Genomic DNA, 14,680 nt, shown 5'->3' on the forward strand with positions numbered 1-14,680 from the left:
TCGCGCACGCATACACGTGTAAGGATATCCACTCCCTCCCATGCAGCTTGTCATCGTCGAATCGCCCGCCAAGGCGAAGACCATCGAGAAATATCTGGGCAAGGACTTCCGCGTCCTCGCCTCCTACGGCCATGTGCGCGATCTGCCGCCCAAGGATGGCAGCGTTCGGCCCGACGAAGAATTCGCGATGGACTGGGAGGTCTATGGCGACAAGCGCAACCGCGATCAGGTCAAGGCGATCAGCGATGCGGCGAAGGACGCCTCGCGCCTGGTGCTCGCAACCGACCCCGACCGTGAGGGCGAGGCGATCAGCTGGCACGTGATGGACGTCCTGAAAAAGCGGCGCGCCTTGCCGACCAAGGTCGACCGGGTGACCTTCAACTCGATCACCAAAAAAGCGGTGACCGACGCGATGGCGGCGCCGCGCGAGCTCGATCAGGATCTGATCGACGCCTATCTCGGGCGGCGCGCGCTCGACTACCTGTTCGGTTTCACCCTCTCGCCGGTCCTCTGGCGCAAGCTGCCGGGGGCAAAATCGGCTGGGCGCGTTCAGTCGGTGGCGCTGCGCCTGATCGTCGATCGCGAACGCGAGATCGAGGCGTTTCGGGCGGACGAATATTGGTCGGTCGTCGCCAGCCTCGAACACGATGCCACCCAGTTCGACGCGCGGCTGGTCCGCTACGAAGGCAAGAAGCTGGAGAAGCTCTCGCTCAGCGATGAAGGCACCGCGATGGCAGCGAAAGCGGCGGTCGAGGCCGGGCGCTTCACGGTCGAGGACGTCGAGAAAAAACCGCTTAAGCGCAATCCCGCGCCGCCCTTCACCACATCGACCATGCAGCAGGAGGCCGCGCGCAAGCTGGGCTTTTCCGCGAGCCAGACGATGAGCACCGCGCAGCGCCTCTACGAAGCGGGCGCGATCACCTATATGCGCACCGACGGGGTGCAGATGGACGCCTCCGCCATCGACGCCTGCCGCGAGGCGATCGGCGAGCGCTACGAGGCGAGCTATTGCCCGGAGAAACCGCGCTATTACGCGACCAAGGCCAAGAACGCGCAGGAAGCGCACGAAGCGATCCGGCCGACCGATTTTTCGAAGGATCGCTTCGCCAGTGGCGACGAGGCAAAGCTCTACGCGCTCATCTGGAAGCGCGCGATGGCGAGCCAGATGGCGACCGCGCGCCTGGAACGCACCACTGTCACCCTGCGCGATGCAACTGGCAATCACGAGCTGCGCGCGACGGGCCAGGTCGTGGTCTTTCCCGGCTATTTCGCGGTCTATCAGGAAGGGTTCGACGACAAGGAAGAGGATGAGGACGGCCTCTTGCCGGCCCTGAAAGCGGGCGATGCGCCGGCGAAGAAGGGTGTCGAGGCGACGCAGCATTTTACTCAGCCGCCGCCGCGCTTTTCCGAGGCGAGCCTCGTCAAGCGGCTGGAAGAGCTCGGCATCGGGCGCCCCTCGACCTATGCCTCCACCATTCAGACCCTGCGCGATCGCGCCTATGTCCGGGTGGAAAGCAAACGCTTTTTCGCCGAGGAATCGGGCCGGTTGCTGACAGCCTTTCTCGAACGCTTCTTCCCGACTTATGTCGCCTACGATTTCACCGCCGGAATGGAGGACGAGCTCGACACGGTTTCGGACGGGCGCGAGGATTACAAAGCGCTGCTCGCGCGGTTCTGGGCCGACTTCAAGCCCAAGGCCGACGAGGTCATGGAGAAGATGCCGAGCGAAGTCACCGAGGTGCTGGACCAGTATCTCGAGGACTATCTCTTCCCCCCGCGCGAGGATGGCAAGGATCCGCGCTTTTGCCCGCTGTGCGAGGCCGAGGGGCGTTCGGGCGGCCGGCTCGCCCTTCGCGGGGGGCGCAACGGGGCCTTCATCGCCTGCGCCAATTATCCCGACTGCACGTTCACCCGCGCTTTCGGCCCCCCGCGCGAAGGTGACGAGGCCGCGGCGGCGGAAGGCGTGATGGGCACGCATCCGGTGACCGGCGCCGAGATCCACCGCAAATCGGGCCGCTTCGGCCCCTATGTCGAGATGGAAGTGGACGGCACCAAGAAGCGCGCTTCGATCCCGAAAGACCTCGACGATTTCGACCTCGAATGGGCGGCGCGGCTGCTCGATCTGCCGCGCATCGTCGGCGCGCATCCGGAAACCGGCAAGGAGATCGAGGCGGCGATCGGGCGCTATGGCCCCTATCTGCGCCATGACGGCAGATATGCGAACCTCAAGACGACGCAGGACGTGTTCGACACGGGCATGAACGCGGCGGTGACGCTGCTCGCGGAAGCCGCGGCGAAAAAGGGGCGGGGCCGGGCCAAGGCCGAGCCGATCAAAACCCTGGGCGAACATCCCACCAGCGGCGGCGAGATCAAGGTCATGCCGGGCCGCTACGGTCCCTATGTCACCGACGGCACCACCAATGCGACGATCCCCAAGGACGTGAAACCCGAGGATATCGAAGCGGCGAAGGCGATCGAGCTGATCGATTTGCGCGCGGCCAAGGGTCCGGCGAAGAAAAAGGCGCGCAAGAAAGCGCCCGCGAAGAAGAAGCCCGCGGCCAAGAAGAAGGCGCCGGCAAAAAAGAAAGCGACCACGAAAAAGGCGGCGAGCAAGGCAGACTAGGCACAGGCGCACGTCTGCTCGCGCGGTCGCCGAAATAGTGCGGCGCGACGCTCATAAATCGTTTAGCATTATCCCTTATCCCGCTCGTTGAGATGCGGGACGAAACGCCTTGATCGAGATCGAAGTCCAGAACGAGACGCACCAGACGCAGGAGCGCATCCGCTTCGCCGCGGTGCCGCGTATCGGCGAGGGCCTGCGCCTGCGCGAACCCGACGGCATGTGGGCCAGCTACGACGTGCTCGACGTGTGGTATCAGAAAGCCGAATATGGCGACATCTGGATGCCCTATGTCCATGTCTGCCTGACCCCCGAAGACGGCGCGGAGACCGCTGGCGCCGCAACCGGTGTGTCGGGCGAGGCCGCATTCGATCCGCCCGCTGCCGCCGCGGCGACCGCTTCGTTCGATGACGCCGCGCATGGCGCTACGCAGGGTCAAGCGAACGGGCTCGAGGACGAAGACGAGCCATTCGACGAAGACGAAGCCCATGATCTGAGCGGCGAGGATGCGTTCGCCGTCCTCGGCGGGGAGGCAAGACCATTCAAAATCTGATCAAACGCGCCGCCGGTTCGGGCAAGACGCCGTCCAAACCGGATGGCAAGACGCTGGCCGACAGGCTCGACGAAGCGGGCCGGGCCCGCGACGCGCGCCCTGCGCCCGAACCGCCCGAGGGCGAAGCTGTCGAAACACCCGAGGACGTTGCCGAACTGATCGATCCGGTCACCGGCAAGGTTGCGGCCCCTGATGCCCCCGATGCGGACGAAGCTGCGAAGCGCGAACCCGCCGATAAAGCCGCGGGACGCCGCAGCGACGAGGATCCGGGTGATGTGGATGCGATCGTCGAGGCAGCGAAGGCCAGTCGCGCGGCTACCCGCACGCCCGCCCAGGCCGAGAGTGCGCCGACCTGCCTGATCGTCGATGACAGCCGCGTCATCCGCAAGGTCTCGAGCAAGATCACGACCGCGCTCGGCTATGTCCCGATCGAAGCGCAGGACGGAAACGAGGCGCTTGCCCGCTGCAAGCGATCGATGCCCGATCTGGTCCTGACCGACTGGGACATGCCCGAAATGGACGGCCTGGAATTCGTCGCGCGGCTGCGCGCGGTTCCCACCAGCAAGCGGCCGACCATCGTTTTCTGCACCAGCAAGGGCGCGGCGCGCGACATCCACGAAGCGATCGCGGCGGGCGCGGACGATTATATCGTCAAGCCTTTCGACGAGGCGACGCTGAGGTCGAAGCTCGCCGCGTTGGCACGCGCGAAAGGCTGACTTGGGCGAAGGCCAACGAACGCAACCAGTCCTCGCGGCGCACCCTCGTTCATTTCCCGCAAACCTCAATTGTTAATGCAGTTAGCTGAATTTTCTGCAAGGGTCGCGCCCGCGATGAGCAACCCGTTCAACCGGCGAAGAGAGGACCGCCAGCAGGTGACGGTCTATGGCAGGTTCCGCTATATGGGCCGCGGCTACGACATACCCTTGCGCGACCTGTCGGAGAAAGGCTGCAGGTTCTACGATCGCTACGGGAGGCTCGAACCGGGCGTCCAACTGCAGATCAGGATTGCGGATATCGGTCCTTTCGCCTCGACCGTGCGCTGGCAGGCAGACCACGTGGTGGGCGTCGAATTCGACGATCCGATTTACGGGCCGGTGCTCGATCACATCTACGAGCTGTCGCGCTAAACACCCCAACCAGGCCATTCCCGCAAAAGCGGGAACCCAGCTGGCTAGCCCCTCGAAAAATGCTCTGGGTCCCGGATCAAGTCCGGGATGACAATTATGGCTGGTCTATGCGTGCCAATTTTGAAGAAACCGCATCACCGCACCCAGTCCAGCCCAGTCTCCTCGAACATCTCCTTGTCCTCGCTCCATTTGTCGGCGTGCTTGACGTGGAGGAACAGGTGCACCTTGACCCCGAGCAGTTCGGCCAGTTCCATGCGCGCCGCCTCGCCGATCGCCTTGATCCGCGCGCCGCCCTTGCCCAGCACGATGGCGCGCTGGCTTTCCCGCGCGACGAGGATCTGCTGGTGAATTTCCAGGCTGCCATCGGGCCGATGCTGGTAGAGTTCGGGCCGCACCGCGCTGTCGTAGGGTAGCTCGTCGTGAAGCTGCCGGTATAGCTGTTCGCGGGTAATCTCGGCGGCGAGCAGGCGTTCGGAAACGTCGGACACTTGGTCCTCGGGATACATCCAGACGCCTTCGGGCATCGTCTCGGCCAGCGCCTCCTTCATCTCCGCAACCCCGTCGCCGGTCAGCGCAGAAACGAAGAACACCTCCTCGAAGTCCATGCGCTGGCTCATCTCCTGCGCGAGTTCGAGCAACGGCTCCTTCTTCGTCTTGTCGACCTTGTTCAGCACCAGGATCTTGCGCTCGGGCCGCTTCTCCAGGGCCTCGAGCAGGGGTTCCAGCTCGGAGCGGCGCTGCTTGATCGGATCGACGATCAGCAGGATGGCGTCCGCGCTGTTCGCGCCTTCCCATGCCGCATTGACCATCGCGCGATCGAGCCGGCGGCGCGGCTCGAATATGCCGGGCGTGTCGACGAGGATCATCTGGACATTGGCGAACAGCGCGATACCGAGCATCCGCGCCCGCGTCGTCTGCGCCTTGGACGAGGTGATCGCGACCTTCTGTCCGACCAGCTGGTTCACAAGCGTGGACTTGCCGGCATTGGGCGCGCCGATCACGGCGACGACGCCGCACTTGGTGGGGGCTTCGATCATAGAAACAGTCCTCTCCTCCTCCCCTTGGAGGGGGAGGCTGGGTGGGGGTGTAGGGCGCTTGCCATCGCTGCCAAACACCCACCCCTAGCCCCTCCCTTGAGGGAGGGGGATGCGGTTTCGCGCGGGATCACCCGAATTTCTCCAGAAAGGCCTTCGCTGCGAGCTTTTCGGCTTCGCTCTTGCTGCTCGCCTGCGCTTCGGCCGCGCCGACATTGTGGATTTTGACCGCGACGGTAAAGCGCGAGGCATGGTCGGGGCCTTCGCGGCGTGTGACCTCGTATTGGGGCATCGCCCTGCGATTGCCCGCCGCCCATTCCTGAAGCGCGCTTTTGGGATGCTTGGCCCGGCCCGCTTCGCCCAGCAGCTCACCGTCCCACAGCCGGTAGACCACGCGGCGCGTCGCCTCGAAGCCGTTGTCGAGGAAGTTCGCACCGATCACCGCTTCCATCACATCGCCCAGGATATTGTCGCTGTCGGCTCCGCCATCCTCGCGCGCCTGTTTGCCCAGGCGGATATGCGGCGGCATGCCGATCTGGCGGGCTATGTGCGCGCAGATACGACCGCTGACGAGCGCGTTCAGCCGCTGCGACAATTGCCCTTCGCCCTTCGCGCTGGCACGGTAGAGCCATTCGGCGACGGCCAGGCCGAGCACGCGATCGCCGAGGAATTCCAGCCGCTGATAGTCGCGCGACGCGCCACTTTCGCTATGGGCTCCCGAATGGAAGCTGCCATGGGTCAGCGCCTCGAGCCAGATGCTCTCGTCCTTCACCGTGAAGCCTGCTTCCTCCAGGAAAGCGCGGCTCTCGGGTGCCAGTTCGCTCGGGGCCGGGGCGGGATCGGCGCGGGTCACAGGAGGCGTCCGATCCGGTCCCAGCGCGCGGCGGTCAACCAGGTCCAGGGCTTGAGCCATTCGGCGCTGCCGTCGCTCGACCACATGATGATCGCCGCGCGGCCGACCAGCAGATCCTGCGACACGATCCCCACCGCATCGCCTGCACGCGCCTCGAACCGGCTATCGCGCGAATTGTCGCGGTTGTCGCCGAGCACGAACATGTGTCCCTCGGGAACGAAGACGGTTGCGAAGCCGTCCGCAGGGGTCGGGCCGAAATCGAGTACGTCGTAGGAGCGCCCGTCCGGCAGCGTCTCGCGAAAGCGATCGTAGCGGCAGGCGGGTGCGCCGTCCGGCCCCGCAATTTGGGTTCCGCCCCAGGCGCAGTCGGTATTGGACGAGAGCGGCAGGACGAAATCGCTTATCTGCTCGCGCGCCAGTAGTTCGCCGTTCAGCACCACGCGGCCATTGCGCAGCGCGATCTCGTCGCCAGGCAGCGCGATCAGGCGTTTGATATAGTCCCTGCCGTCCACCGGATGTTTGAACAGGACGATGTCGCCGCGCTGCGGTTCGCGCGCGAGCACCCGTCCCTCTGGCAAGTTGAGGGGCAGGGGCAGCGAATGGACGGAGAGGCCGTAGGGCCATTTCGCCGCGAGTAGATAATCCCCGTTGACGAGCCGCGGCAGCATGCTTTCCGACGGGATCGAAAAGGGCGAGAACACCGCAATCCGGAAGACCAGCACCACCACCAGCAGCTTGACCAGGAACCAGGTGAAGCTGCCGCGCTTCGCATCGGGCGTTTCCTTGTTCGTCCGTTCGCGCGATTTGCTTCCCTGGTCGGGGGATACGCGCGAGGCAGCGCCGGATTGGGCCTTAACATCCATCGCCGGTGTCCTTAGGCGCGAAGGGCCGCTCCCGATAGAGGTTTTGCCCGATGACCCGACCGACACGTAACGACGCCGCGATCGATCAGCTCTGGGATCGGCTGCGCGAATTGCCGCGCCCGACCCTTGCAGACCTATTCGAGAACGGCGCAGCACGGGTGTACAAATTCGCGCGCCGGCTCGAATTCGGGATCGAGGGCGCCGACCCGGTGGGCATCCGGCTGGACTGGTCGAAGACGCATCTGGACGACGATGTGCTCGAGGCGTTCGAGGAGATGGCGCAGGCGGCGGGCTTTGCCGATATGCGCGAGGCGCTGTTCACAGGCGGTATCGTCAATCCGACAGAGGACCGCGCCGCCACACACACGGCCTTGCGCGGAAGCGGCGCCCCCGCCTCGGTAGAGGAAGCCGAAGCGCTGCTGGCGCGCATGGGAATGCTGGTCGGTGCCATTCATGAGGGCGCGCTAGGCGAGGTCAATCACCTCATCCATATCGGTATTGGCGGCTCGGCGCTGGGGCCTGATCTCGCGGTGGATGCGCTGACGCGCGACCTGAAGTTGGTGGATGTGCATGTCGTGTCGAACATCGACGGTCTCGCGCTCGAACAGGCGTTTGCGGCTTGCGATCCGGCGACGACGCTGATCGCGGTGGCCTCCAAGACCTTCACTACGACCGAGACCATGACCAACGCCGCGAGCGCTTTGAAGTGGCTCACCGACAACAAGGTGAGCGACCCGAGCGGGCGGGTGATCGCCCTCACCGCGAACCCAGAGCGCGCAGTCGAATGGGGCGTGGACGAGACCCGCATCCTGCCGTTTCCCGAGAGCGTCGGCGGACGCTATTCGCTGTGGTCGAGCATCGGCTTTCCGGTCGCGCTCGCGGTCGGCATGGAGGACTTCACCGCAATGCTCGCGGGCGCGCGGGCGATGGACACGCATTTCCGTGAGAGCGAGGGCAGGGCGAACGGCCCGCTCCTCGCCGCCTTCGCCGACCTCTATTACACGCGGGTGCGCGGCTGCCAGACCCGCGCGGTCTTCGCCTATGACGAACGCCTCGCGCTGCTGCCCGACTACCTGCAACAGCTGGAAATGGAATCGAACGGCAAGTCGGTGACGGCCGACGGCGACCCGGTCGATGCGCCCACGGCGGCGATTACGTGGGGCGGGGTGGGCACCGACGCGCAGCACGCCGTCTTCCAGCTGCTCCACCAGGGCACGCACACGGTCCCGGTCGACTTCATTGCCAGCATCGCGCCCGGCGACGAGCTGGACCCCGCGCATCACAAGGCGCTGCTCCTGAACTGCCTCGCCCAAGGCGCCGCGCTGATGGCCGGCGGCAATATGAGCGCCGACGGAAAAGACCCCGCGCGCGGCTTTGTCGGCAACCGCCCCTCGGCAACGATCCTGGTCGACGACCTTGACGCGGCGACCTTGGGCGCCCTGATCGCCTTCCACGAACACCGCGTGTTTGCTGGCGCGGTGCTGATGGCAATTAATCCGTTTGATCAGTTCGGGGTCGAGCTGGGCAAGAAAATGGCGAAGGACATGGACGCCGGCGAGGGGGATTTCGATGCGAGCACGCGGGCGTTGATGGAGGCGGCGGGGTTGGGGTGATGAAGGATGATCGTGCCTGCCCTTCGACAAGCTTAGGGCGAACGGTTTGTTTACAAGGTACCAAGAACCAAACCCGTTCGTCCTGAGCCTGTCGAAGGACGCGCGCGGATTTATCTGCCCTGCCTGTTTCGAGCTAAGCGGCTCACCTCGTTCCAGTCGCCTTGGATGAGAGCTTCTTTCTTGGCCCGGCTCCAGCCTTTGATGCGGCGCTCGCTTGCCAGCGCTTCTTCGCGGGTGGGGAAGTCTGCGTTGCATACCAGCGTCACAGGGAGTCTTTCGGCAGTGTAGCCGGGGATGGCTCCCTCTTTGTGGGCGGCAATGCGGGTTCCGAGATCGCCCGTGTGGCCGGTGTATTAACTGCCATCGTTGCAGCTAAGGATGTAGGTGTAGAAGGCCATTCGTTTAGGTGTAAGCGTGGTGCCTGTCCTTCGACAAGCTCAGGACGAACGGAGTTGGGTGATTGGAACAATAAGCGAATTGCTTTGACATTTTGCATTGCAGCATCCACATGGCGCTGCAACACGAAACGCATCCAGCCAGCGTGAAGCGGCGGCTCTGCTAGATAACCCGCCCCGGCAGCGTTTCACCCAATCCCTACAGCTTCCCATTTCACGCGGGCGGTTTTCACCCCCGCGCCGCGCGCTGATTCCGTCCGGAATCCGTCCGCGCGCCGCTGACTATACGAGTTTCATTTGACACAATTCGACCAACTCGGGCTCTCGCAGCCCGTTCTCCAGGCCCTCGACCTCAAGGGCTATTCGACTCCCACGCCGATCCAGGAACAGGCGATCCCGCCGGTTCTGGAAGGGCGCGACCTGCTTGGCATTGCGCAGACCGGGACCGGCAAGACCGCGGCGTTCATGCTGCCCGCGATCGACCGGCTGCGCGCCTCGGACAACAACATTCCCTTCAAGAGCTGCCGCATGCTTGTCCTCGCGCCGACCCGCGAACTCGCGATGCAGATTGCGGCCAGCGCCAAGGATTACGGCGCGCTTGCCGGCCTCAAGGTGCAGGCGATCGTCGGCGGCACATCGGTCAACAAGGATCGCAACAAGCTGCACCGCGGCACTGATATCCTGATCGCGACGCCCGGGCGCCTGCTCGACCTCATCGACCAGAAGGCGTTCAACCTTTCTGCGGTCGAAGTGCTGGTGCTCGACGAGGCCGACCAGATGCTCGATCTCGGCTTCATTCATGCGCTCAGGCGGATCAACCAGCTGGTGCCCAAGGAGCGCCAGACGCTGTTCTTCAGCGCGACCATGCCCAAGGCTATCAAGGAGCTCGTCTCCAATTATTGCCGCAATCCGGTGCAGGTTTCTGTGACGCCTGAAAGCACGACCGCCGAGCGGATCGACCAGTATCTCTTCATGGTCCAGAAGGACGAGAAGCAGGCGTTGCTCGACCTGATCCTTGCGGGTCGCCACGATATTCCCGGCGATCTTGAGCGTGTGCTGATCTTCACCCGCACCAAGCACGGCGCGGACCGCGTGGTGAAGAAGCTGCGCCAGAGGGGCATCGATTCCAACGCCATTCACGGCAACAAGTCGCAGCCGCAGCGCCAGCGCGCACTGGACGAGTTTCGCCGGGGCAAGACGCAAATCCTAATCGCGACCGACGTGGCCGCGCGCGGGATCGACATCCCGGGGGTCAGCCACGTCATCAATTACGAACTGCCCAACGTGCCAGAGCAATATGTGCACCGCATCGGACGCACCGCGCGTGCCGGCAAGGACGGCGTCGCGATCGCGTTTTGCGGTGAGGACGAGCGCGCCTACCTCAAGGACATCCGAAAGGTGACGGGCGCGGAGCTCGATCGCCTCGATCTGCCGGAAAATTTCCGTGCGGTGGTGGAGGGCGTCGGCCCGACCAAGCCCGAGGTGCGCGGGGCGACGCGGGTTTCCAAGAAGAAAGTGCGGCCGAAGCCTGCAGGGCGACCGACCGGCGACGGCTCTGGGAAGCCGAAGAAGCCCGGCGGCAAGCATCATGCGCGTAAGGGTAAGCCCGGGGGTCGCCCCGGCGGCAATCGCACGCGGCGCGACAAAGGTGGTGCTGGTGGGGGCGGTGGCGGCGGTCGCCCGCGCGCTGCGAACGCGTGATCATAACCCTCCCGCTCATGCTGAGGAGGGTGAAGCCTGTCCTGAGCTTGTCGAGGGGACGCAGTCTGAACCCGCCTCGACTTACACCGCTTGATGGAGGTCCTTCGAGACACTCGGATTACGTCCTAGCTCCTCAGGATGAGCAAAAATTTTCATTGCGAGCACCCGGCCCTAAGCGAAAATTAAGCACACCGTCTCTAACTGGCCTTGCCCGTCGATACCGGCGGCCAATCAGGGGTTTTCGCGCGTAATGATCCGCACCGATACAACGCTCATCGTCGGCGCGGGGGCGAACCGCGAAATCGAAATGCCCGACGGGCCAGAATTGCTCGCCAAGATCGCGTCCGGCTTCGAGTTCGAACGGCTCACATCCGAGATCAAGTCGCGCGACCTGATCGCGCTGGCCGCTTTGTTCGAGCGGGTCGGGCCCGAACTCTCGATGAGCTACGACGAACTCGTCGCCGGCGCCACCGCCATCCGCGAGGCGACGCTGGTCTCGACCAACATCGATGCGATCCTCGAACAATACGGGCACGACCCCGCGGTGCAGGCCGCGGGCAAGCTGGCGATCGTCTATTACACGCTCCAGGCCGAGGCGAAATCGACCCTCGCGGTCGAACCGCGCGCAGCGAACGAGTTGCCTTTGCGCGGGACGGAAAACTGGCTGTTCCAACTGGGCCAGCTGATCGTCAAAGGCGTGCCGCGCGCGCAGGCGGAGGAATGTTTCGAAAAGCTCTCGATCGTCTGCTTCAACTATGACCGCGCGATCGAACATTACCTCCCCTGGGTGGTGCAGCGCGCTTTCGGCATGAGCATCGAGGAAGCGCGCGAGCTGGTCGCCGGGCGGCTAAGGATCGTTCATCCCTACGGCGTTGCAGGCAGGCTGCCTTGGCAGGGCGATGAGGAAAACGGCGCCGAATGGGGCGCGGAGGACGCCGAAAACATCGTCCAGCTGTCCAAGCGCATCTTCACCGCAAGCCAGCGGGCAAAATCGCGCCAGTTCCAGTCCTATTTGCGCGCCGAGATGAGCCGCGGCAGGCGCCTTGCCTTTATCGGCTTCGGCTTCGACCCGATGAATGTCGCGATGCTGTTCGACGAGCTCGAGCACGACGATCCCGACATGCTTGTCAGCCTAGTCGGCATCGGCGAGACCCAGCAGAAGGCGATCCTGCGGCTGATCCACCGGCTGACCGGGATTACCGACGATGGCCTCATCACGCTTGAAGAGATGAAAGCCTTCGAGCTCTTGCGCGATTACGGGCGCTTCCTCGAAAGCTGAGCTGCGCGAACGCGGTTGCCGCGTCTCGCGAAGCCCTGCATAGGCGCTGTGGCCAACCGGCGCGATGCGGAGGACACATGGGCGAGCACTACGATTACGACCTTTTCACCATTGGCTTGGGGTCGGGCGGCACCCGCGCGAGCCGGGTCGCGGCGGCGCATGGCGCGCGCGTCGCGGCGGCGGAGGAATATCGGGTTGGCGGAACCTGCGTGATCCGCGGTTGCGTGCCCAAAAAGATGCTCGTCTATGGCGCGCAATTCGCGGAAGATCTGGAAGACGCGACCCATTTCGGCTGGACCGTCGAGGGCAAGAGTTTCGACTGGGTCAAGCTGCGCGATCATGTGATGCGCGATGTAGGCCGCATCGAAGGGATCTACACCGAGACGCTCGAAAAGCACGACGTCACCCTGTTCCACGAGCGCGCCGAGATCACTGGCGACCATCAGATCACGCTGGCAAGCGGCAAGGTGGTAACGGCGAAATACATCCTGCTCGCCACCGGCGCGCGGCCGCACGTGCCGGACTTCAAGGGTCACGAGCACGTCATCACCTCCAACGAGGCGTTTCATCTCGACAAGGTGCCAGAATGCATCCTGATCCTCGGCGGGGGCTATATCGCCAACGAATTCGCCGGCATCTTCAACGAATTCGGAGCGCAGGTCGTCATCGCGCAGCGCTCCGACACGATCCTGCGCCACTACGATTTCGCGATGCGCGACCGGTTGATGCAGCTGTCGCTTAGCAAGGGGATCGAGTTCCTCTTCAACACCCAGATCGAAGAGGTGGTGAAACAGGAAGACGGCATGTTCGAGGTCCGCTTTAAGGACAAGGAGCCTCGCCATTTCGACTGCGTGATGGCGGCGACGGGGCGCGTGCCCAATATCGAGGGGCTTGGCCTCGATACGGTTGGCGTCAAAACCGGCGAGCGCGGCCAGATCAAGGTCGACGAATTCTCGAAAACCAATGTGGATTACATCTATGCGGTGGGGGACGTCACTGATCGGGTGCAGCTGACCCCCGTCGCCATCCGCGAAGGACAGGCTTTCGCCGACAGCGTGTTCGGCGACAAGGAGCCTTATGCGGTCGACCACACCTGCATTCCGAGTGCGGTTTTCAGCCATCCGCCGATCGCCGCAGTCGGCCTGAACGAGCGCGAGGCGAAGGACAAATACGGACAGGTCGCGGTCTACACCTCGGATTTTCGTCCGATGAAGAACGTCGTCGCGGACCGCAACGAGCGTAGCCTCATCAAGATGATCTGCGACGGGGCGAGCGGGAAGATTCTCGGCATCGCCATGATCGGCCCCGATGCCCCGGAAATCATGCAGGCGGCTGCGGTCGCGGTGAAGGCGGGCATGAACAAGGCCGATTTCGATGCGACGACGGCGATCCACCCGACCGTCGCCGAAGAGCTGGTGCTGCTGCGCTAGACGGTGCTGTACTGCCGTTCAGTCGGCGAAGCGCTCCGGAGCGAGCAGTGCGGGGGTCAGTCCCCTTTCCGCCGCCTCGCGCGGCCATTCTTGGCCGAGCACAAGCGTCGCCCCGAGACGCGCCAGGGCGGGCGCCGTCTGAAACCCGTAGCCGCCTTGTCCGGCAAACCAGAAGAAGCCCGGCGCATCCTTGGCGATGCCGACAACCGGCAATTCGTCGCGTGCGAAGCTGCGCAGTCCTGCCCAGGAGTGGGCGATCCGCGCGATCCGTAGCGTGGTCGCTTCTTCGATCCGGTGCGCGACGGTCGCGATGTCGAGCTCTTCGGGCGCGGCGTCGCAGGGGTCGCACGGTGTCTGGTCCATCGGCGAGGCGAGCAATTGGCCTGCGCCTTCGGGAAGCATGTAGAACCCTTCACCGACTGTCTTGACGAAGGGCCAGCTTCGGGTGGCGTGTTCTTCTGGCGCGGCAAAGGCGATAACGGTGCGGCGCCGCGGCTCGATCCCCACCGGGGCCGTGCCCGCCATGCGCGCGACATCGTCCGCCCAAGCGCCTGCGGCGTTGATCAGCACCTTCGCGGCGAAGCGCCTGTCGCCCGCATGCACGTGCCACTGCCCGTCGGCCCGCTCGATCCGGTCGATACGCGTGTCGCCGATTAATTGCCCGCCGCCGCGACGCAGCACTCGCAGCGCGTTCTGCAGCATAGCGTCGGTATCGAGCTTGAGCGCAGCCCGGTCGACCAGCGCCTCGTAGACATGGTCCGGTCCCGACTTCAGCACCGGAACCATGGCGCGTGCCGCCTCGCCGTCGATGCGGGCGAAATCGCGTTCGAAGTCGCGATGCACCTGTTCGAGTTCGTCGAGCACGCCCTTCTGGTCCGCCCGCGCGATGTGAAGGGCAGGATGGATACGTGCGACCTCGGCCTCGCCTGCTTCGGGCGCCTTAGTGAAGTCCGCCATGCTCATCGCCGTCAGCGTGCGTACCACGCGCTCGCCAAGGCCGAAATGGGCATAGGCAACGCTGCGGCCCGAGGCGTGATAGCCCGGCGCGCTCTCGCCTTCGATCACCGTCACCGCGCCATGCGCCGAGAGCTGCGCGCCGAGCGAGAGTCCGGCGATCCCGCCGCCGATAATGCAGACATCCGCCTGTTTCATTCGCCCCCGCTCCGCACCATTTACTTCCTATCAAAGGCTCACGTTGACGCTTCGCCGCCG

General features: G+C 64.4%; 13 protein-coding genes. 8 read left to right on the forward strand and 5 right to left on the reverse strand.

Annotation, left to right across the window (positions count from 1 at the left end; all coding sequences use genetic code 11):
- The first annotated feature begins 40 nt into the window (after positions 1 to 40).
- The 4 genes from topA (at position 41) to V2I30_RS04810 (ending at position 4,300) form a co-directional block, all read left to right on the forward strand.
- Entirely contained in the window at positions 41 to 2,623 is a 2,583-nt protein-coding gene (gene topA, locus V2I30_RS04795) for a type I DNA topoisomerase (RefSeq protein ID WP_330660942.1), read from the forward strand.
- Positions 2,624 to 2,732: 109 nt separating this feature from the next.
- Entirely contained in the window at positions 2,733 to 3,173 is a 441-nt protein-coding gene (locus tag V2I30_RS04800; RefSeq protein ID WP_330660943.1) for a hypothetical protein, read from the forward strand.
- A gap of 356 nt (positions 3,174 to 3,529) precedes the next feature.
- Positions 3,530 to 3,889 (forward strand): response regulator, encoded by a 360-nt coding sequence (locus V2I30_RS04805; protein ID WP_330661091.1) that lies wholly within the window; start codon positions 3,530 to 3,532, stop codon positions 3,887 to 3,889.
- A gap of 114 nt (positions 3,890 to 4,003) precedes the next feature.
- A complete protein-coding gene (locus V2I30_RS04810) occupies positions 4,004 to 4,300 on the forward strand; it encodes a PilZ domain-containing protein (protein ID WP_330660944.1) in 297 nt (98 codons plus the stop codon).
- Between the two features lie 134 nt (positions 4,301 to 4,434).
- Here the strand turns inward: V2I30_RS04810 and era are convergent, their stop codons facing one another.
- The 3 genes from era to lepB form a co-directional block, all read right to left on the reverse strand.
- Positions 4,435 to 5,337, reverse strand: a complete 903-nt coding sequence (gene era / locus V2I30_RS04815; RefSeq protein ID WP_330660945.1) for a GTPase Era — start codon at positions 5,335 to 5,337, stop codon at positions 4,435 to 4,437.
- Between the two features lie 127 nt (positions 5,338 to 5,464).
- Complete coding sequence (rnc, locus tag V2I30_RS04820) at positions 5,465 to 6,187, reverse strand: ribonuclease III (RefSeq protein ID WP_330660946.1); 723 nt, start codon at positions 6,185 to 6,187, stop codon at positions 5,465 to 5,467.
- A complete protein-coding gene (gene lepB / locus V2I30_RS04825) occupies positions 6,184 to 7,050 on the reverse strand; it encodes a signal peptidase I (RefSeq protein WP_330660947.1) in 867 nt (288 codons plus the stop codon). Before lepB ends, rnc begins: the two co-directional genes overlap by 4 nt.
- A 50-nt stretch (positions 7,051 to 7,100) precedes the next feature.
- Here lepB and pgi point away from each other — a divergent pair, with 50 nt between their 5' ends.
- A complete protein-coding gene (gene pgi / locus V2I30_RS04830) occupies positions 7,101 to 8,663 on the forward strand; it encodes a glucose-6-phosphate isomerase (protein ID WP_330660948.1) in 1,563 nt (520 codons plus the stop codon).
- A gap of 110 nt (positions 8,664 to 8,773) precedes the next feature.
- Here the strand turns inward: pgi and V2I30_RS04835 are convergent, their stop codons facing one another.
- Positions 8,774 to 8,983, reverse strand: coding sequence for a GIY-YIG nuclease family protein (locus V2I30_RS04835; protein WP_442896904.1), 210 nt, complete (start codon positions 8,981 to 8,983; stop codon positions 8,774 to 8,776).
- Between the two features lie 372 nt (positions 8,984 to 9,355).
- Here V2I30_RS04835 and V2I30_RS04840 point away from each other — a divergent pair, with 372 nt between their 5' ends.
- The 3 genes from V2I30_RS04840 (at position 9,356) to gorA (ending at position 13,468) form a co-directional block, all read left to right on the forward strand.
- A complete protein-coding gene (locus V2I30_RS04840) occupies positions 9,356 to 10,759 on the forward strand; it encodes a DEAD/DEAH box helicase (protein ID WP_330660949.1) in 1,404 nt (467 codons plus the stop codon).
- A 250-nt stretch (positions 10,760 to 11,009) separates the two neighbouring features.
- On the forward strand, positions 11,010 to 12,038 hold the full coding sequence (locus V2I30_RS04845) for a hypothetical protein (RefSeq protein ID WP_330660950.1): 1,029 nt from the start codon (positions 11,010 to 11,012) through the stop codon (positions 12,036 to 12,038).
- A gap of 77 nt (positions 12,039 to 12,115) precedes the next feature.
- Positions 12,116 to 13,468 carry a glutathione-disulfide reductase gene (gorA, locus tag V2I30_RS04850; protein ID WP_330660951.1) on the forward strand — a complete coding sequence of 451 codons (1,353 nt, stop codon included), beginning with the start codon at positions 12,116 to 12,118 and terminating at the stop codon, positions 13,466 to 13,468.
- Positions 13,469 to 13,486: 18 nt separating this feature from the next.
- Here the strand turns inward: gorA and V2I30_RS04855 are convergent, their stop codons facing one another.
- Entirely contained in the window at positions 13,487 to 14,620 is a 1,134-nt protein-coding gene (locus V2I30_RS04855) for an NAD(P)/FAD-dependent oxidoreductase (RefSeq protein WP_330660952.1), read from the reverse strand.
- Between the last annotated feature and the right edge of the window lie 60 nt (positions 14,621 to 14,680).

It is taken from the genome of Erythrobacter sp., from assembly GCF_036351135.1.
In the GTDB taxonomy this organism is placed as follows: domain Bacteria; phylum Pseudomonadota; class Alphaproteobacteria; order Sphingomonadales; family Sphingomonadaceae; genus Erythrobacter.